Below are 20,564 nucleotides of genomic sequence, written 5' to 3' on the forward strand. Positions count from 1 at the left end.
AATGACGCCCTCCACTTCCACTACTGAGCGACAGCCGCCCGACAAGGCGACCCTCTATTGTCCCGAGTGCGGTCTCGATAGTCATATTAATGGCGACTGGACCATCCACATACTCGCCAATTCGCTTACCTACGAGTGTCCGAATTGTGAAGCGGTGATCGATTCTCGCCGGAATCAAAAGGAGTTGGCTGCATGGAGTGGTGGATCGCTTCATTTCGCGACCGAGAACTGACCTGTACATAGGTAACACCAGTCTCCCACAATTTGATAGCGTTCAGTCATATCACTCTCAACCTGAGTTATTGTCCATCGAATAGGATAATCAGCTCCCTGTATTGAGCGAATCGAGTGAGTAAGGAACTGGTATGAAAAATAATATATAACGTCCTCTCACACTACTCGTAATTTCGATTTCAGCGATGTTTTAGGGCTGCTCGTAGACGCTTACTGTATGGCTGATTTACGACTCGTTATTCTCGGGGCTCCTGGTGCCGGGAAAGGGACACAGTGCGAACGCCTCGTTGACGAATTCGATCTTGCGCACGTCACGACCGGTGACGCGCTCCGCGCGAACAAGGATATGGAGACTGAGTACGGTACGCCCCGGAGTTTCATGGACGAAGGCGAACTCGTTCCAGACCCTGTCGTCAACGAGATCGTCGAAGCAGAACTAACGGCTGCAGATGGGTTCGTGCTCGACGGCTATCCCCGGAATCACGATCAGGCCGAATATCTCGACTCGATCACCGACCTCGATGGTGTGCTGTATTTAGCGGTCGACGAAGATGTACTGGTTGACCGGCTTACTGGGCGACGAGTGTGTTCTGACTGTGGGGCAAACTACCACGTCGAGTTCAACCCACCGGCGGAGGCAGGGACCTGTGACGAGTGTGGTGGTGGCCTCTATCACCGAGAGGACGATCAGGAAGAAACGGCCCGTGAGCGGCTACGCGTCTACCAAGAAAACACGCAGCCGCTCATCGAGTTCTATCGGAATCGTGGGGAACTAATCGAAATCGATGGGGAGCAATCCATCGAAGCGGTTTGGGAGGACGTCAAAGATGCCGTGCAGTCGACCAGTTCGTAATACCGGAAAATAGCGCTAGGTGTTGATTCTACTCTTCGTCAGCGCCGTCCTTGATCTCTGCGAGCTGGTCCATGAGTTCATCGGTGGACGCGTCCGTTTCGAACGTGATCTCGCCTTCGTGTTCGTTTTCGTGAACACTCACGCCTTCACTGTCCTCATCATCGGCATTGACGTCCTGGTTCTGCTGCTCGGATTCGTCATAGCTCCCAAAACCCATATGAGACGATAGCGGTGGCGTGGACTAAAAACAACCGGTCCGCTTGCAGGTGATTATGAGACGTTCGGTATCATATACCAAGATAGATGGGGCTGGGCTCTCCATCTCGAAGGATAATGACCGCTGACGTTGCACAGTGTCCGGAATGCGGGTGGACCGGCCAGGAGTCTGATTTCGAGGTAGACGGCAACGAGCGAAAGTGCCCCGTATGTCAATACACGATGAAACGGGTTTGAATACAGTATCCAGCGAACCGAATACCTATGCCTACTGGTTGACCAGAGACAAATACGATGCCTTCCTGCGACAATTGTGGCTCGTTCGTGACTGAGGCCTATGTGCGAGTGTTTGCACCAGAGGGTATGGAGACTGTTCGAGTGTGCCCTAGCTGTGAAGACAAAGTTCGGGATGGGGCCGACGTTCGAACAGCTCGCTCCACGCGACAGCAGTAATTCTGGACTCTATCGGAATGAAGTGGCGGCTCGGATTCTCGCGTCATCACAAGGGGCTCAGAGGGGTAACCATTCGTCACTGCCGCCATCTCACACTCTCTGCTCAGTCGTAACAATCCCTTGGACCGCAAAGAGGTGTATCTGAGCCCACCGGGTGCTCAATTCAGTATCGAAACTGTCGAGTCCCGACCGTCCCGACTACTGAGGAGAACACGTATGAAACTCGGTATAATTGGGCTCGGGAGAATGGGCCAGATCGTCGTGGATCGAGTTCTCGCTGCCGGTCATAACGTCGTGGCCTTTGATATTGACGAGAACGCAGTTGCAACGGCTCTTGAACGGGGAGCATCGGGGGCGGCATCGATTTCGGATGTCGCGGATCAGCTTGGCGACGAGAAACGCATCTGGCTCATGGTGCCAGCGGGTGACCCAGTTGACGCCGCGCTTGACGAACTCGAACCATCGCTCGGCAGTGATGATATCGTCGTCGACGGCGGGAACTCGAACTTTCAGGATTCGATTCGGCGAGCAGAGTCAACTGACGCTGCGTATCTAGACTGTGGAACGAGTGGCGGGCCCGCCGGTGCAGAACGCGGTTTCTCGTTGATGATTGGTGGTCCGGAGTGGGCATACGACGAACTCGAAGCCGTATTCGATGCCGTCGCGACAGGCCCTGACGGCCACGAACGGATGGGGCCAGCAGGCTCCGGACACTACGTGAAGATGATCCACAACGGCGTCGAGTACGCGCTGATGCAGGCGTACGGTGAAGGCTTCGAACTGCTCGCGAACGGACGATACGATCTCGACCTTGAAGCAGTAGCACGAACGTGGAACAACGGAGCGGTAATCCGCTCGTGGTTGCTCGAACTCTGTGAAGAGGCGTTCCGCGAAGAGGGGAACGATCTGGATGGCGTTGCAGACTACGTTGCGGGTGGCTCGACTGGAACGTGGACTGTCCAGGAAGCGCTCGAACAGGAGGTCCCTGTTCCCCTCATCTACGGCGCACTGGCCGAACGCTTCAGTAGTCGCAACTCGCGATTCTCACGGCGTCTCGCCAATCGTCTCCGGTATGGGTTCGGTCGTCACGAGATCAAGCGACAGGACAAGAGCGAGTAATATCGTACCGATGGAGTCGTCGGAGTCGTATCCGCGGATCTCGAAGTTGCTTTCCGCATTGCTCTCCGAACTGGGACTATGGACGTGACCTTTCTCGGAACGAGTGGGGCAGTTCCGACGACCCAGCGCAATCCGAGTGCAATCCTGCTTCGTCGAGAAGGGGAACGATTTCTTTTCGATGTCGGAGAGGGGACACAGCGACAGATGATGCGCTTCTCGACCGGTTTCGACGTTTCCATGATCTTTCTCACACATCTCCACGGTGATCACGTCCTTGGTCTTCCTGGGCTTCTACAGACGCTCGATTTCAATGAGCGAACTACACCTCTCGACATCTACACGCCCGCAGGTACCTCTGGAGATGTTGAAAATCTCCTCGACGCGACAGGGACGACACCGGGCTTTCGTGTTCAGGTACACGATGCGACGCCTGGGAAGCCGATTATCGAGCGTGACGAGTACACGATTCGAACCGTCGAGACCGACCATCGAACACGTTCCGTTGGATACGCACTCGTCGAAGCCGAGCGGAAAGGTCGATTCGACCGTGAGCGAGCCGAAGATCTTGGCGTTCCTGTGGGGCCAAAGTTCCAACAGCTCCACGAGGGATCCCCCGTGGAACTCAAGGACGGAACTGTCGTTCAGCCAGAGGAGGTCGTCGGTGACCCACGTCCGGGGCGGCGCGTCGTTTATACCGGCGATACCCGACCGACAGAGCCTGTTGTTTCGGCCGCTGCGAACGCAGATTTGCTCATTCACGATGCGATGTTCACTCAGGACCGACAGCAGCGGGCGCAACAAACCGGTCACTCGACGGCCCAGGAGGCAGCTACTGTCGCCTCGAAGGCCGGTGTTAAGCGACTCGCACTCACACATATCTCCTCACGGTACGCAACCGATGCTGAACCGCTCGAGAACGAGGCTGTCGAGAAATTCGGTGACAATGCGTTCCTCCCTGATGATGGAGATACGATTACCATTCCCTATCCCGAGATCGACGACGAGTAGTCCTGTGGATATGGAGGGAAACCATCCAGCGAAGGGATTGTATGGCCGGTCGTTCTACAGGGAGAAGTGACTGAGAATCGCTCATCAATAGCCTGTGGTGATGAAGAGTGGACGGTAGAGGATTTGACGCGACGAGTCATGTGGACGACGGAGACGACGGAGTATCTGAATTGTGGCTCGACGGTCGATCTCGATACTGCACACTATTACGCAACGCTTCGGTCTGACCGATCAGATTCGACGGAGACACGGACGGTCGTCTTTTGCTCGCGGAACTGCTTCGAGGAGTGGTGCTGATCGTCGGGTGGATTTTACTGTTCAGTCTGTGTATGTCTTCGTATGGAGTTCACCGTCATTCAAGGCGATATCGCGGCAGAGAGTGCGGATGCACTGGTGAACGCCGCTGGGACGAGCTTACAGATGGGCAGCGGTGTCGCCGGCGCTCTACGACGCGGCGCGAACGGCTCGATCAACGAGGAGGCCGTCTCGAAAGGTCCAGTTGACCTCGGCGGCGTGGCCGTCACTGATGCGTATGACCTCGACGCTGACTACGTGATTCATGCAGCGGCGATGCCCCACTACGGAGACGGTCGAGCGACCTCCGAGAGCATTCGCGAAGCCACTCGAAATACACTCGAGAAAGCCGACGAACTGGGCTGTGAGTCACTCGTTATTCCGATTCTCGGGACAGGAGCTGCCGGCTTCGATTTCGAGACGGGTGCAAAACTGGTCTGTGAAGAAGTCTGGTCGTACGAGCCCACGTCGCTCACCGATGTTCGTGTGATCGCGTATTCGGAGCCAGAATATCAGACCGTTACCGATATCGCGGATCGACTCCAGTCGTCGTGAGTAACCCTCTCGGGTGACTCGTTCGTGTTCGACCACTAGTGGCGATTCTGTTGGTCACACAGCGGCGGTCTGGAACTCCTCGCGAATCGCATCGACGATCGCCTCTCGGTCGTAGTCCCCCGCAGTTGCGCTCACGAGCGTGATATCGTCTTCGTCGACTGGCATCCAAATCTGGAGGAATCCCTGTGAGCCGTCCATGTAGTCGACTTTCGAGGCCGGTTTTTGCCAGAGTTCAGCCGGCTCATCGGTGTATTTCGGATGAATCCCCTTGGGGAGAGGTTTCGTCGTCTCCTGTCTGAAATCCGGATCCGTCTCGAGCCGCTCTCGAATATCCGCCGTGATGGTGTGCCGGTCGGCATCCTCCTCGATTCGCGTGTTCACCGTCCGCACTGTTCGCGAGATGAACTTCTCCAGCGTCTTGTCCGGGACAATCTTGTCGACGTCCTCGAAGATCTCCTGCTCTCGGATTCGTGGCGTTCCACTGATGCCGGAGACGATCCGATCGTCTCCTGGCTCGTGACAGACACCGAAATTCGCCCGCGGCCGTTCACCCAGCTGGGGCTGATAGATATCCGGGAGTTCGAGAAGCCGGGCAATCTCGAGCTCTCTGTACACGCCATACTGCTTCCGGAGGAGGAGTTTGAACTTCGACATCTCTTTGCGTGATGGCGAGAGGAAGATGAAGCGCTGAAGCACCTCCTGATTGGGCGCGTCATCGTGGTAGAAGAAGGTGTGTGTCTCGTAGTCCTCGAGCGCAAACCAGACGAGGTAGTCGATCGGACCGTCGTCGACGAAGATTGCTTCTTCAACGGGCTGCTCGGAGAACTTCGGACAGCGCTCACAGAAGGTATCCACCAGGTGCTGGACGTAATCTCCCGGGTCGAGTCCGTACTCAGAAATGAACTCCCGAGGCATATACGGACCTACGAGTGACCGTCGATAAAAGCCACCCGAAGCGTCAGCACTTGGCGGCACGTCTCCTTTGGGATTGGCGAGAGCAAGTGCGGCTCGGTGATGGCCGTCATCACAAGGGGCTCAGTGCGGGGGTAAAATGATCGTCATCGCCGCACTCCAATATCCCTTTTCGACCGGGCGTATTCAGCGTTCTCTTTCGGTGATGTCACCTGCTGTCAGGACAGTTCGGGGTCGGGAAACCGCGCAACAAATCGACGGTTTGGAGATGGTGTGATTTCGAGTCGAACTTCCCGAACCAACGTGTAATACCGTCTGCGTCCGTCTTTATACGACTCCAGTAAGCCCGCGTCAGTGAGGACATCGAGATGATGCGTCGCGGTTTTCCCGTCCATTCCGACCTCTTCCATCAACTCGGAAACGTACATATCGCGCCGAGAGAGCAATCGGAGCAGCTCGAGTCGGGGCTTCGATCCGAGTACGTCGAGCGAGTCCATATAGAGATAATATTCCAACGAAATTTTATCTGTTACGGACCGCACGTCTCGAATGTACTATGCCTGAAGTCCCTGCCGAAGAAGAGGAAGTACCGTCGATAGAAACAGTCACAGACGGCTACTTCGAGGAAGAATACTACATCGGCGCTGAGGATGCTGGCGACTTCTTGATCAAACTCGGAGAGCAGTTCAAAGAGGAGGACGAGATCACCATTACCGGCGACGACTGGGAGCTGCCGTTCGCGTTCGGCGAGCCCGTCAAGCTGGATATCGAATTCGAAGGCAACGGCGAGCCGGAACTGGAGATCGAAGTCGAACTCTCCGGACGTGTCGAAGACGAGACCCCGGATCTCGCATAGACGCGGCACAAACCATCCTGTACCGTTATAGCAACAGCGCGAGTAGGGCCACGTATGCAATCTCGTGTTCCTACTCTTGTGAGAGAGGAGACTACCGATTCTGACGATTCAGACGACGAATCCACGCCCGAGGAGTCTGTCTCCGCTGATGACTCCTCAGACGACGAGAAATCACTCGATGAAATCATTGACACCTACGCAGAGTGAGCCCCTGATATGGTCGATACACACCGATTCCCGTCGGAAAGCACCTCGCAACTCCAGGAAGCAATAGATACGATTGTCCAAGCATTCAGTCATCCGGAAACGATCTCCGTCACCTATACGTTCGAAGACGGACAGAAACGGACGATGATCGAGGTGCCAACTGGTGATGGCGCTACCACCTACGAGCTCGTCTACAACGGACAGGACGACGACGCAGAACCAGAGCTCAAATCGGTCGACGAAGATGACCAGTCACCGAAACCGTCGAAGTAACCGCCCAATCGACGGGAATACTCGCTCCCCTCTGAATGCCTCGATTGTCCCGCGTATTGCCTCAATTTCAGGGTCAGCAGCCGAAATCGACCCCTCCTGTACCCGCTGTGAGAACATCTCGATGAACGACTGTGCGCCCGCCACTGCATCGTCGACTGTGTCGTATTCATCGACAGGGTAATCGTGCCGGACATGCGTCGACGTTCGATTGATCGTCGATAACCGGAGTTTGAATCCCTCATCGGCTGTCTTCGACATCACAGAGACAACAAACGTCGTGTCATCTGCCGTTTCGTGTTGATACTCGACGACTGCGGTGCTATGCTGGGCCTCCTCGCGTTTCCTTGTCCACTCTGCTGGAAGGCCAATATCGGTCTCAGTCATCAGTACCACCGCCAAGAACAGATCGACTGTGTCGTCCCCTCGTCGGCTGATAGTCGAACGAGAGACGATCCGGTAATGGCTGGTTGACCCAGAGCACTCCATCGACGAGGGGAGCAATCGCTGCTATCGTCTCTTCATCGTGAGCGGTGTAGTCGATTCCGAGGAGACAGAGGCCCGACTCGGAACGGAGCCCAGTGATTCGCTCGAGGACAGTACTCACACGAGTGGCAGACGACGCCTTGAGGATCGGTGTGAGCGAGCGGATGACGAGGTGATGCGCTCCATTACTCGGTGCCGAACTGTCGGAGAGATCAGAGAGGGCCATGACCAGCCGTTCGAGATCGCCCGGCGAGGGTGTGAAGACGACATGTGACTCGCCATAGAGCGCTGAGACGGATTGTTGCTCTGAAACTGTGTCGACGATGCTGATCGATGGTCGCCCGGTCTCTCCTCCGAGACGGTCATAGACTGCAATCGTTCGATCGGCACTTTCTGTTGTCGTGACGACAAAGGCTGTATCCTCTTCCGTTCCCTGCATACAGAGAATACGGAGACACACAGCGTACTGAGACGGGTCACCGGTGGTCGCGACGAGAACGGTTGAGCCACCGCTGAGGCTGTTTGGGAGCGGATCAACCTGCAAGGCCTCTATTTCGACAGTACTATCAGAGTTTCCGTCCATCAGTCAGCTGTCACCACGAGGCTGCGGATTGTTCGTCGAACCCGTCAGCTGAGACAGCGTCTGTTCAGGGTAGTATCGAGCCTCACATGCCGGGCACTCGGCGATACGGACCTGGCCCTGCCAGCTTGTCGGAACTGGAAGGTCCCGTGCGGGGACCGTCCGTTCGATAAGCTCCGTGCCACAGTCTGCACAGGGGATATCTGTTTCATTCATGGGTGGATACGTGGATCGTGCCCAGTCCCGTCGGGGAGACCCAGGGCCACCGCAGACGGGTGGGCATCCGGCACGGCGCATCTCAGAGCTGTGCTATCGAGGGACGCCCCCGTAGTGGCGGCGAACCGATGGGCGAGCGAAGAAAGGACGGGACGGAGCCCTTAGTACGACGTAAAGTTGCTGTGTGCCGGATAAATAGGTTTCGGACACCCGATTTAAGCGATTGAACGTTCCTATACTAATTTCCAGTGCTCCCGAGCGTGGGACGCACGTCTCTCAATCGAAGCGGAATGTTTCCATATTTTTCGGCGCGTGGGTTCGGATATTGAATTCCTGATACAGGCCAGACGAGAGTTGGTCTGTCGAGGATTCATCGCCGTGAACACAGAGGATTCGCTCTGGACGAGGGTTCATCGTCCGCACGAAGTTCTCGAGGCCGTTCCGGTCGGCGTGACCGGAAAACCCACTGACTGATTCGACGTCGAACCGAAGCGTCAATTGTTCGCTACGGCTCCCGCGGTCACTGAATGGGATCTCGCGACGGCCACTCTGAATGCGCCGTCCGAGCGTGCCCTGGGCCTGGTAGCCGACGAAGATGAGCGTGTTTTTCGGGTTACCCCCAAGCAGTTCCAACCACGACATAATCGGGCCGCCGGTCACCATCCCGGAGGTCGAGAGGATGATACAGGGCTCGCCACCTGCGATATCTTCCCGCATCTCCTGGCCACCGTCGACCTGCTGAAACTGGTCGGCGAGGAACGGGTTCTCGTCCTCGTGGAGAATTCGCTGGCGGAGTCCATCACGGAGGAACTCAGGATAGGCCGTGTGGATCGCCGTCGCCTCGCGAATCATCCCGTCGAGATAGATCGGCATCGTCGGGAGTCGATCCTCACGCATTGCCTCCTCCAAGACGAGCATCAACTCCTGGGATCGACCGACAGCGAACGCTGGAATTACGACTATCCCGTCCTGTTCGTACGTGTCGTTGATCAGCTCGATGAGCTTGCGCTCACTGTCCTCCTGGTCGGTCTGGTAGTCGTTGCGCCGTCCGTAGGTCGACTCCATGATGAGTGACTCGACGCGGGGGAAGTCGTTCGATGCCCCGTTGAACAGCCGAGTATCGGTGTGGTGGACGTCGCCGGAGAAGACGATGTTGTGGAAGCCGTCGCCGACGTGGAAGTGCGCGACTGCACTGCCGAGGATGTGGCCGGCGTTGTGGAACGTGAGTTTGATATCTGGCGCAATGTCGGTGACGTTGCCATAGTCAACCGTAATCGTGTGTTTGAGTTCTTCCCGGACCATCGCGCTCTCGTACGGCGGCGTACGCCCCTCCTTGGCTGCAACGTCCAAATAATCGAGCTGGAGCAGGCCCATCAGATCACGGGTCGCCTGCGTCGTATACACTGGTCCATCGTACCCGTACTTGAATAGGAGCGGGAGTAACGCACTGTGGTCAAGGTGGGCGTGAGTCAGGACAACCGCGTCGAGATCTGGGATGGGGTTCGCCTCGGGTATCTGGAGGTATGGAACCTCGCCTTCCGCACCAGGTTTGTCCCCACAGTCGATGAGAACCCGTGTTTCGGGGGTACTGAGGATGAAACTCGCCCGCCCGACCTCACGACAGCAGCCGAGCGTTGTGACGCGAACCCATTCAGTGTCGTGCATCGGTTCGCGGTGGATTTGGTTCCCCACGCGTTCGAGAATCTCGCGGCGCTCGTCGCGCTCCTGCATCAGGAAGTTCCGGACGTTATCAACCGTCGACGATTCCATCGGCGGTGTTCGGAGAACTTCGGGTGTCCAGCCGACCTCCTGTGTGATTTCACGGAGAGTGCTGGCGCGACGACCGATCACGAGCCCCGGCTTCTCAGCTTCGATGAGTACCTCACCGGTGGCAGGATAGAACTGCAGATTCGTGATGCCGGCATCTTCCGGAATAAGGTCGAGAATGCGGGGCTCGGCATCTGCCGGACTCGCCTGCGTGCCCGCCGCAGGCCGGACCGTGATTCGTTTGCGAACCGTACTGGCGAGTTTCCGGATCAATCCATCCCGCTCGGCAAACTTCCGTGGCGTTTCAGTGTAGATGACGAGTTCTGGACCCTCGTAGGTCACCCGTGAGATATCGAGATCGTCTGGAATCTCAGCCTCTACCTGAGCCTGCATAGTCTCGAGCGGATCGTTCTCGTCGTCAGAACTCATACTTGGGCGAGAGTATGTATTGTGAGCGATGGGCGATACGGCGAATATACCCGTTTCTCGACGGGGATGTCGGCTGATGAGGGAACTCCATGACCATGGATTTTCGAGTAGTGGGAGACATTCACTGATCAGTGCTCTCCGGAATATCCCCGCGATGCTGAGGTGGGGAAGACCGATACAGTATGCTCTCCAGCGTGCGAACGAATGAAATCGTTCGATTGAGACTACCCGAGGGCCAATATAAACCTTTTCCGACGCATCGTTCCGGGCTCAGATCGGCTGTTAGTGAGTAGAAATCCCAACGACTAAGCGATTCAATGATGAAGTAGAATTCGTCATAACCCTCGCGAGCCGCGAAAATATACCGGGATTCGGGAACATCGCCCGATGAGGCCACCGCGGCTGAGGGCGTGTATCGCCGCTCGCGGCAGTCAGCGACCCTGCCGCTGAACCGTGGGCCCCACGCAAGGCATACGTGGGAACAACTAACCTGGAGGTCGTTCCGGGATCTGCTCCCCGGAATGGACCTGCTTCTGCTCTTTCGCCATCTTATTTCCTGGCGCAACCCGCATTATCGTCCACAATTCCCCAATTTCATATACGTAGTCGGAGAACTCCGCGATGGAATGTCTGACCTAATCGTCAAAGCAGCCGTGAAGGATGCACTCTCGGACAACAACGTCTCGGCAGATTTCTACGACACTCTCAACGAGGAGGTCGCCGAACTGCTCGACGACGCCGCAGAGCGTGCCGAGGCCAACGACCGAAAGACGGTTCAGCCCCGCGATCTGTAGGCCTGCTTAGCGTAGCCGCCCCCGTCACTCGAACGTAGCTTTTTGAGGCATCCGTCTTTAGTTAAGACTCACACCTCGGTTGAGTAGCGGTAGCGAGTGTCTCTTGTAAGATTGGTCGTTGCTTGTGGATCTTCTGAGCGTCTTCGATCAACCGTTCTAGAAGTGGTGGCGGTGAGTAGCCGAGATATTCACCGAGTTCGTGGAGGATAAGCTGGGCGTGCGACCGAAAGGTCGCCGCCCAGCGCTCCGTCGGAAACACGATCCCATCACCCGCTTGCTCGGTCACCAGATCCAACAGATCACGGCTTACAAGCAGCGATAGCAACGCTGCGTACAGTAGGATCTTTACCACGTGTTCGTCACTCGTGTCGAACTCATCCAGTTCGTACTGCGTCTTCAACTCACGGAACAGCAACTCAACCTCCCACCGACATCGGTAGATCTGCGCTAAATCCGCCGGGAAGAACTCTTTTCTCACCAAATTCGTCATGTACAGATGGTAGTCGTCGGCGTCCTCGTCGCGGACGCCGACGACGCGAAACCGCTTCGTATCCAGCGACCGCGTCCCGTTGTACGGTCCTCGTTTGAACTCTACTTCGACCTCTACATCGATGTACTTCCGGTCGAGATCGTCGAGAACAGCTCGGAGCTGCTTCCTCTAAGGGAATGGCGCGGCCGCGCCATTCCCGTAATTCGTCCGTAATAACCGGGTTTGCGTTCTGTTTTAGCCTGCTCACGAAGTAACCGCCGTTCTCGTCGATCCGCGCAAACCGGCGGTACTTGAAATACGCAAGATCGAACAACACGAGGCGGTTCTCAAGCCACGGCCCTGTCTTGAACAGCGTGCTATCGTGTGCTTTCTCGTCAGTCACGTCGATTCGTTCAATCGTCTGGTCGGTGGCATTGTGGAGCAGGTGGAGCTTCGCTCCAGCCTGCTCCTCGTGGCAGGCTTCGTACTCGTTGGAAAGGAACTCGTGCAACCGCAGCACCGTTCCATCGGCGATCATCACATCTCTAAATCGGTCGATATCAGCGTCAACAGCGTCGGGAACAGCGACCTCGTCGAGACCGTGCTCGACGAGGTCGCAGAGGTACTCTGCGAGTATCGGAGTCAACCGCTGATAGAACCCACCCGGTGAGATTGTCTTGTCGGCAGTAGAGTTGTAGCAGCGTCTAAAACTGGCGAGTGTTCGGCTTTCGCCTGCGGCGAAGCCGAACACAAATGCCCAGACGAAGGCAGGAATCTGGAGTTTGCGGTCACGTTTGACCACGCCGAGTTCCTCGGCGTGCTCTTCAAGAAACTCAGAGGGAAACAATGTAGTGAGCCGACGCATAATCCGAGACGAGGAGGTTTCGTTGTGCACACTCGACACCTCCTCATTCCTTGCGAAAAGTAGTCTCGATAAGCCGCTGCTGTCACGCGGTTTCCCGCTTAACTAAAGACGGATGGCTTTTTGAGGTTCCTGCTCAGAAGTTAGGAAACGGAGATGGCGGACGCACCGGATACCGAACGGCAGGCGGTCGAACCTGATGCGAGAGAGGTCCTTAGCGTGTCCCAGCTAAACGACCGGATCGCGTCGGTCGTCCAGGACACGCCTGCCCTCAACGGTGTCCGGTGTATTGGCGAAGTCACTGATCTCCACCAGAACAGTACGGCGCTCTACTTCACGCTCACCGACGGCGACGCCGAGCTCCCCTGTATGATCTGGGCAAACCGCTACCGGGAGATGGACGCCGATCTCGAGGACGGGACCGAGGTCATCCTCGAAGGCGATATCGACTACTGGGTCGAAGGTGGGAAAATCGACCTCAAACCGTGGGAAGTAATCGTCGTCGGCGACGGCGACCAGGCCGCTGCCGTGGAGCGACTGCGGAGCGAACTCGAAGAGCGTGGCTGGTTCGATGACGAACAGAAACAGCAACCGCCGGCGTTCCCGGAGCGGGTCGGCGTCGTCACGTCCCTCCGAGGGGACGCCCGGTACGACATTCAGAACGCGATCCACGGGCAGGACCCCACCGTCGACATCCTGGTGAAGGACGCAACCGTCCAAGGGTCGAACGCGCCGACGTCCATCGCGAACGGCATCCATCATCTCGACCGTTCCGAGGACGTCGACGCGATCATCGTCGGCCGTGGCGGTGGGAGCGATTCGAACCTCCAAGCCTTCAACACCGAGCGGGTCGCGGAGGCGATCTTCACCGCCAATACCCCTGTGGTCACCGCTATCGGACACACCGATGACCGACTCATCGCGGATCAGGTGGCGGACGTTGCGACGATCACGCCGACCGCCGCCGGCGAGTATATCGTGAACTCCCGCCAAGAGTTCCTTGCGAGTGAGATCGAGCCGCTGGAGCAACAGCTCGACGCCGCATACGAGACCTTCCAGCAGGACCACGAACACGAACAGGAGCTCGCCGAAGTAGTCGATGAAGCGACTGCACCCGAAGGCCTCCCACCGATTTACTACAAGGTCGCGATCGCTGTGCTGCTGTTGCTGTTGCTGGTCATCACCGGGCTTTGGCTGGGGGTGATCTAACCGTGGCTAAAGACGCCGAAATCCACGATCGGGTGAGTCGCGTCGAGGAGATCATTGAGCAGCTCGACGCAGATGAGTGCGACCTCGACGAAGGTACAGCACTTCACGAGGAGGGTCAGGAACTCCTGACCGAGGTTCGAGAGGTCCTCGACGAGGGAAGCGGCGAAGTTGTGGAGCTCGAGTAAGTGAGCTGATTCTCACCCTCGCTCTTATGCAAAGCTACGGAAAGACCGTATCATTACACTGAACCGGCGCTAATCTGGTGATATGGCTTCTGCTCAGCCGGCGTTCGGCGCGATGTTTCGAGAGCTGATCGAGCTGGGCGTCGTCAAGATCGACACGGAGCCGCTCGATGCCCGCATCGAGCGGCGACTCAAGGAGGAGACGTCCTGTCCACGCTGCGGCCACACCGCCGTTCAAACGTGGCCGCATCTCGACCGTGTCTGGTGCCGTGACTGCAACTTCAAGCCGGTGTACACCTACGGAACGCCGTTTCACGAGAAGCACCTCTCTTGCGGCGAGGTGCTTCTCGCGTTCACCCTCTACGCCGATACGTTGCTCAGTATCAACCAGATCGCGCCGTTGCTCGATCGGGTCTACACTACCGTTCACACGGCAATTCGGGAGGTGGAAGCCGCGATCCATCGCGGCTTCCCCGTCGTCTGGCGTCTCCTCGACCAGACCATCGACGGACCGACCCAAGTCGACGAGTCTGGGGAGGTCTGTTCGGGCTACAAAGGGAAAGAGCCGCCGCGGAACAGCCGTTCTCGCGGCGGCTCGTCCCAAACTGGGCGGTCGCGCTGGCGAGGCCGTCACGGTGACCAGCTGACGCTCGTCGCGGCGTGCCGCGACTCGCTTCGCGTGCTCCGTGGACAGCGTGGGATTGACTACAGCGGCGACCTGGAACCAGTGATCCAACTGGCTGAAGACCTCTCCCAGCCACTGGGAGAGGTCTGGACCGATGGCCTCCAAGCATACCGCGAGATGGAGCGTGACCACCGAACGGTCGTACACAAAGAGCGGTACGTATCGCCAGAAGGCGTCCATATTAACCAAGCTGAATGCCTGTTTTCGCTCGTCCAGCCGTGGCTACGGAAGTTCCGCGGCCTGTCCAAGCAAGGCTTGGAACAGGCCGCTCACACCTTCGGCATCGTGCGCTCACTGACTCTAGCAGGTGCATCCACCGAGTCAATCGTTGACTGTCTCATTATCGGGGCTTTCCGCAATTCTACATAAGAGCGCTCACCCTTAACCAACAGACTTCTTCCTCCTGCGCCTTCGTTGGTTAAGTCCTTTCCTACGAGGTCAACAAGTGATTTGGTTATAATTTATCCGATAAACTTGCACCACTTGGTAGCCAGAAAGCATTTAGGTATCATCCAACTACCGCGCCAATATGTACCGTGACTCAACCGGTGCATACCCATACCCGCATGTATGATTACGAGGTCAGTCACCATCGAAGACATCGATGACCTGTACCTGATGTGGAACGACCACATCAACGCCTCCGCCCTCTATCGCCGCGCCCTCCGCGAGGAAATGGAAGTCCGCGGTGTTGACCCCGATGAACTCCGCGACCTCCTCGAACGGGCCCGCGAGCAGGGCTACACGCTCGACGAGATCGCAGAGGACACCAACCGATTCGACGACCTCCAGTCGCTCGTCGAAGAGCAACAGAGCCAGCCACCAGCTGGAGACGCCACAGATGATTGACTCGCTATGTCACAGGACCAGACTCCCTCCGACCCTGAGCCTAGCGTCGAAAACCAATCACCGCTGACCGGGAAGATCCCCCGGCAGGCAGCGCTCACTGTCGTCCTCCTGAGCCTGTTCGCTGTCCAGCCGGTCGCCGCCCAGAGTAACGCGGTCTGTAGCGCAGACAACCTCCCGAGCATGATTGAGGGGTTCTTCCAGCTGACCACCGCGCTGGGGATCGTCGGCCTCGCCATCGTTTGGCAGGCTGACTCCCTCATCGAGATGTTCACCCTCAATCCCGAGCAGAAGAAGGGGCTCAAGCGCCACAAGCGCTCGGCGATGAAGTCCGCCGTCGTCCTCGTCGTCCTCGGCCCGCTGTACACCGTCGCCGGGTCGATGATGGGCCTCCCGCTGGCGCAGTGCGTCGACCTCGTCCCCTGGTAACCACTCCGCAGTCCCCGCGAGCCCTATGAACCATCGAGAGCTCTCCGTGCTCATGGCCGGCTTGCTCGCGACGAGCCTAGTCACGGGTATCGTCGCCGCTGACCCGCCACGACCAGGTACGGAGGGGAACGGACTCACGGAAAATGAGTCGGCAACGCTGTGGTCACGTGATGCGGACAACTACATCACTCAAGAGGAGTACCGCCAGCGCTACGGCGAGAACCGCTCTGCCGTTCATCAGGTCGCGAACGGGACGGACATTACGTTCAAACGACCGCCGGCGACTGCGACGACGTGGACGCGGAACGACTTCGAGGACCTCGACGCCGGCGGCCCAGATACGTCCGTGCATCCACCGCACGCGGACCTCGAGGACGGCGTCTTCATCGAGGATGCTCACGCGACGATCTTCGCCGTCCAGCCCTCTACTCGTGGCCACCTCGAGTCCGGTGAAACCCCACTCTACATCGCGCCGAATGGGACGATGCGCGGGTTCGTTGATTACCGCGTTCGTGTGCCCAACGGGAGTTCCTCCGGCAACACGACTATCTCGTGGTCGCTCACGGAGCACGAGATCGAAGAAGTCCGGTTGAAGAAGGACGGCGAGATCATCGCCGAGCGTGATGGGGCCCATATGCCTGCCCTCGACTACCAGATCGAGGACGACTGGAGTGCGAATCTCACGCTGGAAGCGGAGATTAGCGTCCGGCTGAAGAAGACCGTCAGGACCGACCTGGGTGACCGGACGGACGTCGACATCACCTATCGGACGGAATCACGCAACGTCTCCGATTCGATCGCCGTCGAGATTTACGACCTCTCGGCGTACCCCTACTACGCCGAGTATCCGAACGGCGATGCCGGCGTGGCCATCTTCCAGTCGCGGCCGTGGCAGGGGTACACGCTCACGGAGGACGGTGAGGCACGGGTCCGTGGCATCTGGCGGTTCTACACCGCTCGGAACACCAACTGGGACACGCTCGTCCGGTCGAATCGCACGGATAGCGCCACCGTCGAGTCAGACGCGATTCCGGTGTACGTCCACGCCTATCCCTCGCGGATCGGGCCGCGTGCCGAGCCGGTTCGAGACGGACCGGAACTCATCGAGACCTGGGGGACTGACCGCCCGTCACCAGTCGGCACCATCGGTGAGAACATCAATATCGACATCGTCAACCAGTCGTACACGACGACGTACGGCGTCGCCGTTCGAGCCGAGAACGTCGATCCAGAGTCGCTGCACGTTGCGGGCATCGTCCGGGGCGTGAATGCGTCAATCGTCGAGCCGAATGCCGGCTCCGAGCGACAGCTCCGCCGCAGCAATCTCACTGTTGAGGTCATCCAGCAGAATCAGTCGCAAGCCACGCTCAGGGTCGAACTCCGGGATAATCAGTCCGGCGCACCGATCGGGCTCGATGATAGCCGTCAGTATCCAATCGGCGGCACCACCCGAAACGGGTACATCACGGTCGCGGATCAGCGCGTCGAGACCAACGCCTCGGGAGTGGCCATCGTGACCATCGACGAACCGGGCATCTACACGGCTCGGTACCATCCGGGCTCGTGGCTCGGTCACAACCCGGCGTACGTCAGCGATACCGCGACGGCCCGCTGGCACCCTCTAGGGACGATCGACGGCTGGTTTGCGCTGGTGTTCGAGGTCGGCTGGCAGCTCCTGCCGTTCTTCGTGATGTTCTACGCTGGCAAGCGCCTCCTGCGGATGCTCGGCCCAGAAGACATCTTCGGACAGAAACCATGACTCAGGACAATCCCCACTTCAGTAGACGGACCGCCCTCCGAACAGTCGCCGGCGCCGCTCTCGTGAGCGTGGCCGGATGCCTCAACAACGACGATTCCCCGGATGGCGGGAACCCAACACCGTCTGATGAAAGGGGAATCATCCAGCAAGTCACCGTAGAGGAGACAGAACTCGTCGTTGAATACTCCTCAGAGGAGGGAGTCGACCAGATCAACCTTGTCCAGCCGAATGGGGAGCTGTTCGGTCAACGAGAAACCGCTGCTGGGTCACAACAGGTCTCTTTCGAGATCGGAACTTCCTATGAGCCTGGCATACGTTCTAGCTTAAAACCAGTAGTAATAACGAGTGGAAAACCGATAGACTGCACAGGGATTGACCGTTTGACACAGCAATCTCACCGGCGATCGGCAGTCGAGAAGCCACGAGCGGATCAACGAGTTGATTCGATTGATTACAGAACAGCTAATAACACAGTTAGAAAACCGTGCACTTGGTGCACGCCATTCTAAAGATGTTAAAGAGTACCCTTTCGTCGCCGGATAATGAGTTCACGCACTTGTTCAACGTGATCAGTGTCAGACCGGATGTAGGCTGTGAGGATTGCTTCGATGATCTCGGAGCGGCTGGCTCCGAGATCTTCGCACTCGTACACCAGTTCATCGATCTCTCGGGCGATATCTTTTGCAACCGCAACGCCGAACTTCTCTTTTGCCATCTATGAAACACAATTAAAACACCGTGCACCAAGTGCACGGCGATCTACTTCCGTTAACACGAATCCCGACGTGAGTCCACTCAGAACGCCGACTACCGTACTGCTTCTGAGAGAGGTGAGATGGAGCAGGAGTCTAGGATACCCGTGCTGTACAGCGATTTACAATCATATATTACTGCCAGTATTAAACTAGAACGGATGAATGATGATCCAAACATGAGACATGATCATACTATATATCTTATACTTCCTGTCACACATCAACAAACCAGTCGATTCTCTATCCAACACATGCACCCCATTATTCTTCTGTATATGTAAGCAGCCAGAACGACGGGTAGGACACCGCCACCCACAGCTGTAAGCACCAAATCTACGTGTAAATTCACTCTATACACGTAATCCGGTCTAAGAACCCAAAATAGATGTAAACTTTCTCCAGACAACGTGTAAGAGTGACAGTTATCAAATATGTGATGGCAGGCACTATATATTCTTCCAACTAATCGTTGTATAGAAGTCTTTTATTCGTGGAGAAAGTACAGTATATAATTATGGTTGCAGATACACTTGCAGACCACAGTACGTTGTTCAACCACCGGCGATGTTCCCTTACACGGGCCTCTCTCGTCCAAGATATCCAGGCCGGGCAATATCCGACAGTCCGAAAACGATTGCAGCGAGCGTATCAGAATTGCTTTGGACTCAATTCGATGGACTGGGAATTCCTCCAGTCACTCGCGGCTGTCCGGAACGCTATGACGACGAGGACAATCTTGACACGTGAGGATGATAGAGGGGAGAACTCTCTCTTCACCGACCTTTTCAAAGGCCACGCGCCGATTCGGGATTTCTACGACGGGAACATCGATGCTCTGTTCGAAGCAGGCCTTCTTCGTCAACCCAGAATCTGTGGCGAGAAACGAACTCGCATCATCTACAAGCCCTACTATGTCCTGACACCGGAAGCGACCGACTGTATCGACGCTGGGTTAGTCGGACCGAACGTCGGCGACCTCGGTGAGAGTGTTGTCCACGCCATCGGAGCGCGGCTCTACGGCCACTACATGCGACAGCGTCTATCGAATCTGACCAAGTATCACGTGATGATCGAGTACTACGATGATTTGCTGCTTGATAACCACGATGTCGACGTGGCGGTATTCATCCGGCCAGCCAATCGAACAAATGGGAGGGAACTCCACGCTGTCGGCGAAGTGAAGACAGTGCTAAGTGCCGATAGCGAGGCGATAAATGCGCTGCACAAGATGGGGGCGCTACAGAAGCCCCAGTGCAAGCACTGGATTGCCCCACGGAGAGAACTTATCAACGAGATCGTCAACGTAGCTGCGCTTCGAGGCTGGTATTCGTTGGATAGAGTCCCGACAACGCTGGCCCTCGAGAATGCTCAGAGCTCCGGTATCCGGTCGACGAACGAGCGAATTGAGGACAGCGAGTTCCTCGCCGACCAACATGGTGGGCCGCTGACGACACCACTGACGAAAGGATTCAGCTATACCATGCTATATCGGGAGTTGAAACGGATGGAACCGTCGCTGTTCGATGCTCCGCGGGTCACAAAGACCCAGTTTTGAGGTGTGGGGGTAGCCGCTCGCTGTAGCGGTCGCCACACTCGCATGGATGAGTAACAGGGATTGGGACTCTCGTTACTGTTTTTCTGTCAGCGCATCTGTGAGGATGCTGTAGACGCGACGAAGCTCGCTGAATCTCGGTCCTTCGTCGACGAGTTTCTGATTATCATCGTAGGAGACGATTTGGGCTTCGGCAAGACGCGGGAGATGGACCTGACACAGCGCGATATAGACCCGTTTCCGCTGTTGGCTGCCAAGCTCTGTTGGTGGACAGTTGTACTCGATGGCAGCGACTTCCTCAGCAAGGGTCGAAACGGAGATGGGTCCTTTTTCGACGTTTTCAAGGACGTCCATGACGGCTTGCCGACGTTCGGGTTTGAGCAGGTCGAATACCTCTGATGGGTCGAAATCCGGTTGCTTGTCTTTCGAAGAGTGGCCTTGGTGGCTAGGTTCCTGGTACTGGAAGAAGCGTACGACGTTCTTGAGCGATTCGACGAGCGAAGATGGCTCTGCCGGTGTGGGTTCTGGTGCTGTCATCGTATATCGGCCTGTGAGCGGTCGGTGCTC

Annotated in this window: 25 protein-coding genes and 1 pseudogene; 16 read left to right on the forward strand and 10 right to left on the reverse strand. The window is 57.0% G+C overall.

Features of this window, described 5'->3' with window-relative positions; genetic code table 11:
• Positions 1-451: 451 nt before the first annotated feature.
• On the forward strand, positions 452-1,087 hold the full coding sequence (locus ACFQL3_RS02055) for an adenylate kinase (protein WP_377050931.1): 636 nt from the start codon (positions 452-454) through the stop codon (positions 1,085-1,087).
• 28 nt (positions 1,088-1,115) lie between these two features.
• Here ACFQL3_RS02055 and ACFQL3_RS02060 read toward each other — a convergent pair whose 3' ends face one another.
• Positions 1,116-1,304, reverse strand: coding sequence for a DUF5786 family protein (locus ACFQL3_RS02060; protein ID WP_377050933.1), 189 nt, complete (start codon positions 1,302-1,304; stop codon positions 1,116-1,118).
• A 668-nt stretch (positions 1,305-1,972) separates the two neighbouring features.
• Between ACFQL3_RS02060 and gnd the strand changes: the two genes are divergently transcribed.
• The 3 genes from gnd to ACFQL3_RS02075 all read left to right on the forward strand — a co-directional run bounded on the left by gnd (position 1,973) and on the right by ACFQL3_RS02075 (position 4,732).
• On the forward strand, positions 1,973-2,875 hold the full coding sequence (gnd, locus tag ACFQL3_RS02065; protein WP_377050935.1) for a phosphogluconate dehydrogenase (NAD(+)-dependent, decarboxylating): 903 nt from the start codon (positions 1,973-1,975) through the stop codon (positions 2,873-2,875).
• A 78-nt stretch (positions 2,876-2,953) separates the two neighbouring features.
• On the forward strand, positions 2,954-3,883 hold the full coding sequence (rnz, locus tag ACFQL3_RS02070) for a ribonuclease Z (RefSeq protein WP_377050937.1): 930 nt from the start codon (positions 2,954-2,956) through the stop codon (positions 3,881-3,883).
• Positions 3,884-4,222: 339 nt separating this feature from the next.
• Positions 4,223-4,732, forward strand: coding sequence for a macro domain-containing protein (locus ACFQL3_RS02075; RefSeq protein WP_377050939.1), 510 nt, complete (start codon positions 4,223-4,225; stop codon positions 4,730-4,732).
• 54 nt (positions 4,733-4,786) lie between these two features.
• On the opposite strand, the gene ACFQL3_RS02080 is transcribed toward ACFQL3_RS02075, so the two are convergent.
• Positions 4,787-5,647, reverse strand: a complete 861-nt coding sequence (locus tag ACFQL3_RS02080; protein WP_377050941.1) for a hypothetical protein — start codon at positions 5,645-5,647, stop codon at positions 4,787-4,789.
• A 215-nt stretch (positions 5,648-5,862) separates the two neighbouring features.
• Entirely contained in the window at positions 5,863-6,141 is a 279-nt protein-coding gene (locus ACFQL3_RS02085) for a helix-turn-helix domain-containing protein (protein WP_377050943.1), read from the reverse strand.
• A 59-nt stretch (positions 6,142-6,200) separates the two neighbouring features.
• Between ACFQL3_RS02085 and ACFQL3_RS02090 the strand changes: the two genes are divergently transcribed.
• From ACFQL3_RS02090 to ACFQL3_RS02100, 3 genes are read left to right on the forward strand one after another with little or no spacing between them, the layout of a single operon-like run.
• Positions 6,201-6,500 (forward strand): amphi-Trp domain-containing protein, encoded by a 300-nt coding sequence (locus tag ACFQL3_RS02090; protein ID WP_336331019.1) that lies wholly within the window; start codon positions 6,201-6,203, stop codon positions 6,498-6,500.
• 54 nt (positions 6,501-6,554) lie between these two features.
• Positions 6,555-6,707, forward strand: coding sequence for a hypothetical protein (locus ACFQL3_RS02095; RefSeq protein WP_377050945.1), 153 nt, complete (start codon positions 6,555-6,557; stop codon positions 6,705-6,707).
• Positions 6,708-6,716: 9 nt separating this feature from the next.
• On the forward strand, positions 6,717-6,980 hold the full coding sequence (locus ACFQL3_RS02100; protein WP_336331021.1) for a hypothetical protein: 264 nt from the start codon (positions 6,717-6,719) through the stop codon (positions 6,978-6,980).
• Here the strand turns inward: ACFQL3_RS02100 and ACFQL3_RS02105 are convergent.
• The 3 genes from ACFQL3_RS02105 to ACFQL3_RS02115 all read right to left on the reverse strand — a co-directional run bounded on the left by ACFQL3_RS02105 (position 6,960) and on the right by ACFQL3_RS02115 (position 10,455).
• The gene (locus tag ACFQL3_RS02105) at positions 6,960-7,364 is read right to left on the reverse strand and encodes a hypothetical protein (protein WP_377050947.1); all 405 of its coding nucleotides are present in this window, start codon (positions 7,362-7,364) and stop codon (positions 6,960-6,962) included. The genes ACFQL3_RS02100 and ACFQL3_RS02105 overlap by 21 nt on opposite strands.
• Positions 7,357-8,046, reverse strand: a complete 690-nt coding sequence (locus ACFQL3_RS02110; RefSeq protein WP_377050949.1) for a DUF7504 family protein — start codon at positions 8,044-8,046, stop codon at positions 7,357-7,359. The genes ACFQL3_RS02105 and ACFQL3_RS02110 overlap by 8 nt, the downstream gene beginning before the upstream one ends.
• Positions 8,047-8,535: 489 nt before the next feature.
• The gene (locus tag ACFQL3_RS02115; protein WP_336331024.1) at positions 8,536-10,455 is read right to left on the reverse strand and encodes a beta-CASP ribonuclease aCPSF1; all 1,920 of its coding nucleotides are present in this window, start codon (positions 10,453-10,455) and stop codon (positions 8,536-8,538) included.
• A 626-nt stretch (positions 10,456-11,081) separates the two neighbouring features.
• Here ACFQL3_RS02115 and ACFQL3_RS02120 point away from each other — a divergent pair.
• A complete protein-coding gene (locus ACFQL3_RS02120; RefSeq protein ID WP_135822921.1) occupies positions 11,082-11,249 on the forward strand; it encodes a DUF1931 domain-containing protein in 168 nt (55 codons plus the stop codon).
• A gap of 61 nt (positions 11,250-11,310) precedes the next feature.
• Here the strand turns inward: ACFQL3_RS02120 and ACFQL3_RS02125 are convergent, their stop codons facing one another.
• The gene (locus tag ACFQL3_RS02125) at positions 11,311-11,739 is read right to left on the reverse strand and encodes a transposase (RefSeq protein ID WP_377050952.1); all 429 of its coding nucleotides are present in this window, start codon (positions 11,737-11,739) and stop codon (positions 11,311-11,313) included.
• Positions 11,666-12,613, reverse strand: coding sequence for an IS4 family transposase (locus ACFQL3_RS02130; protein WP_377050954.1), 948 nt, complete (start codon positions 12,611-12,613; stop codon positions 11,666-11,668). The genes ACFQL3_RS02125 and ACFQL3_RS02130 overlap by 74 nt, the downstream gene beginning before the upstream one ends.
• Positions 12,614-12,736: 123 nt before the next feature.
• Between ACFQL3_RS02130 and xseA the strand changes: the two genes are divergently transcribed.
• From xseA to ACFQL3_RS02165, 7 genes and pseudogenes are all read left to right on the forward strand, one after another.
• On the forward strand, positions 12,737-13,789 hold the full coding sequence (gene xseA / locus ACFQL3_RS02135; protein WP_377050956.1) for an exodeoxyribonuclease VII large subunit: 1,053 nt from the start codon (positions 12,737-12,739) through the stop codon (positions 13,787-13,789).
• A gap of 2 nt (positions 13,790-13,791) precedes the next feature.
• A complete protein-coding gene (gene xseB, locus ACFQL3_RS02140) occupies positions 13,792-13,974 on the forward strand; it encodes an exodeoxyribonuclease VII small subunit (protein ID WP_377050958.1) in 183 nt (60 codons plus the stop codon).
• An 82-nt stretch (positions 13,975-14,056) separates the two neighbouring features.
• Positions 14,057-15,025: an IS1595 family transposase gene (locus ACFQL3_RS02145; RefSeq protein ID WP_377050960.1), complete on the forward strand. Its 969-nt coding sequence runs from the start codon at positions 14,057-14,059 to the stop codon at positions 15,023-15,025.
• 201 nt (positions 15,026-15,226) lie between these two features.
• Positions 15,227-15,505 (forward strand): hypothetical protein, encoded by a 279-nt coding sequence (locus ACFQL3_RS02150; RefSeq protein ID WP_377050962.1) that lies wholly within the window; start codon positions 15,227-15,229, stop codon positions 15,503-15,505.
• 6 nt (positions 15,506-15,511) lie between these two features.
• Positions 15,512-15,931 carry a hypothetical protein gene (locus tag ACFQL3_RS02155; protein WP_008580508.1) on the forward strand — a complete coding sequence of 140 codons (420 nt, stop codon included), beginning with the start codon at positions 15,512-15,514 and terminating at the stop codon, positions 15,929-15,931.
• Between the two features lie 25 nt (positions 15,932-15,956).
• Positions 15,957-17,690 (forward strand): hypothetical protein, encoded by a 1,734-nt coding sequence (locus ACFQL3_RS02160; protein WP_377050965.1) that lies wholly within the window; start codon positions 15,957-15,959, stop codon positions 17,688-17,690.
• Positions 17,687-18,001, forward strand: a pseudogene (locus ACFQL3_RS02165) (hypothetical protein); the annotation flags it as partial. The gene ACFQL3_RS02160 and the pseudogene ACFQL3_RS02165, both read left to right, overlap by 4 nt.
• A gap of 203 nt (positions 18,002-18,204) precedes the next feature.
• On the opposite strand, the gene ACFQL3_RS02170 reads toward ACFQL3_RS02165, so the two are convergent.
• Positions 18,205-18,405, reverse strand: coding sequence for a hypothetical protein (locus tag ACFQL3_RS02170; RefSeq protein WP_377050967.1), 201 nt, complete (start codon positions 18,403-18,405; stop codon positions 18,205-18,207).
• A gap of 713 nt (positions 18,406-19,118) precedes the next feature.
• Between ACFQL3_RS02170 and ACFQL3_RS02175 the strand changes: the two genes are divergently transcribed.
• Positions 19,119-20,000, forward strand: coding sequence for a hypothetical protein (locus ACFQL3_RS02175; RefSeq protein WP_377050969.1), 882 nt, complete (start codon positions 19,119-19,121; stop codon positions 19,998-20,000).
• Positions 20,001-20,072: 72 nt separating this feature from the next.
• Here the strand turns inward: ACFQL3_RS02175 and ACFQL3_RS02180 are convergent, their stop codons facing one another.
• Positions 20,073-20,534: a DUF7344 domain-containing protein gene (locus ACFQL3_RS02180; RefSeq protein WP_377050971.1), complete on the reverse strand. Its 462-nt coding sequence runs from the start codon at positions 20,532-20,534 to the stop codon at positions 20,073-20,075.
• Positions 20,535-20,564 lie beyond the last annotated feature (30 nt).

Source organism: Natronoarchaeum sp. GCM10025321 (assembly GCF_042663585.1).
GTDB lineage: Archaea > Halobacteriota > Halobacteria > Halobacteriales > Natronoarchaeaceae > Natranaeroarchaeum.

What these genes read in the sequence shown, in the direction of transcription:
- ACFQL3_RS02125 (WP_377050952.1), bottom strand. Translation starts at nt 11,739, where the DNA reads ATGACGAATTTGGTGAGAAAAGAGTTCTTCCCGGCGGATTTAGCGCAG.
- ACFQL3_RS02090 (WP_336331019.1), top strand. Translation starts at nt 6,201, where the DNA reads ATGCCTGAAGTCCCTGCCGAAGAAGAGGAAGTACCGTCGATAGAAACA.
- ACFQL3_RS02145 (WP_377050960.1), top strand. Translation starts at nt 14,057, where the DNA reads ATGGCTTCTGCTCAGCCGGCGTTCGGCGCGATGTTTCGAGAGCTGATC.
- ACFQL3_RS02055 (WP_377050931.1), top strand. Translation starts at nt 452, where the DNA reads ATGGCTGATTTACGACTCGTTATTCTCGGGGCTCCTGGTGCCGGGAAA.
- ACFQL3_RS02110 (WP_377050949.1), bottom strand. Translation starts at nt 8,046, where the DNA reads ATGGACGGAAACTCTGATAGTACTGTCGAAATAGAGGCCTTGCAGGTT.
- ACFQL3_RS02085 (WP_377050943.1), bottom strand. Translation starts at nt 6,141, where the DNA reads ATGGACTCGCTCGACGTACTCGGATCGAAGCCCCGACTCGAGCTGCTC.
- rnz (WP_377050937.1), top strand. Translation starts at nt 2,954, where the DNA reads ATGGACGTGACCTTTCTCGGAACGAGTGGGGCAGTTCCGACGACCCAG.
- ACFQL3_RS02105 (WP_377050947.1), bottom strand. Translation starts at nt 7,364, where the DNA reads ATGACTGAGACCGATATTGGCCTTCCAGCAGAGTGGACAAGGAAACGC.
- ACFQL3_RS02120 (WP_135822921.1), top strand. Translation starts at nt 11,082, where the DNA reads ATGTCTGACCTAATCGTCAAAGCAGCCGTGAAGGATGCACTCTCGGAC.
- xseA (WP_377050956.1), top strand. Translation starts at nt 12,737, where the DNA reads ATGGCGGACGCACCGGATACCGAACGGCAGGCGGTCGAACCTGATGCG.
- ACFQL3_RS02150 (WP_377050962.1), top strand. Translation starts at nt 15,227, where the DNA reads ATGATTACGAGGTCAGTCACCATCGAAGACATCGATGACCTGTACCTG.
- ACFQL3_RS02060 (WP_377050933.1), bottom strand. Translation starts at nt 1,304, where the DNA reads ATGGGTTTTGGGAGCTATGACGAATCCGAGCAGCAGAACCAGGACGTC.
- ACFQL3_RS02100 (WP_336331021.1), top strand. Translation starts at nt 6,717, where the DNA reads ATGGTCGATACACACCGATTCCCGTCGGAAAGCACCTCGCAACTCCAG.
- ACFQL3_RS02075 (WP_377050939.1), top strand. Translation starts at nt 4,223, where the DNA reads ATGGAGTTCACCGTCATTCAAGGCGATATCGCGGCAGAGAGTGCGGAT.
- ACFQL3_RS02095 (WP_377050945.1), top strand. Translation starts at nt 6,555, where the DNA reads ATGCAATCTCGTGTTCCTACTCTTGTGAGAGAGGAGACTACCGATTCT.
- gnd (WP_377050935.1), top strand. Translation starts at nt 1,973, where the DNA reads ATGAAACTCGGTATAATTGGGCTCGGGAGAATGGGCCAGATCGTCGTG.
- ACFQL3_RS02160 (WP_377050965.1), top strand. Translation starts at nt 15,957, where the DNA reads ATGAACCATCGAGAGCTCTCCGTGCTCATGGCCGGCTTGCTCGCGACG.
- ACFQL3_RS02180 (WP_377050971.1), bottom strand. Translation starts at nt 20,534, where the DNA reads ATGACAGCACCAGAACCCACACCGGCAGAGCCATCTTCGCTCGTCGAA.
- ACFQL3_RS02115 (WP_336331024.1), bottom strand. Translation starts at nt 10,455, where the DNA reads ATGAGTTCTGACGACGAGAACGATCCGCTCGAGACTATGCAGGCTCAG.
- ACFQL3_RS02155 (WP_008580508.1), top strand. Translation starts at nt 15,512, where the DNA reads ATGTCACAGGACCAGACTCCCTCCGACCCTGAGCCTAGCGTCGAAAAC.
- ACFQL3_RS02170 (WP_377050967.1), bottom strand. Translation starts at nt 18,405, where the DNA reads ATGGCAAAAGAGAAGTTCGGCGTTGCGGTTGCAAAAGATATCGCCCGA.
- ACFQL3_RS02175 (WP_377050969.1), top strand. Translation starts at nt 19,119, where the DNA reads ATGGACTGGGAATTCCTCCAGTCACTCGCGGCTGTCCGGAACGCTATG.
- ACFQL3_RS02080 (WP_377050941.1), bottom strand. Translation starts at nt 5,647, where the DNA reads ATGCCTCGGGAGTTCATTTCTGAGTACGGACTCGACCCGGGAGATTAC.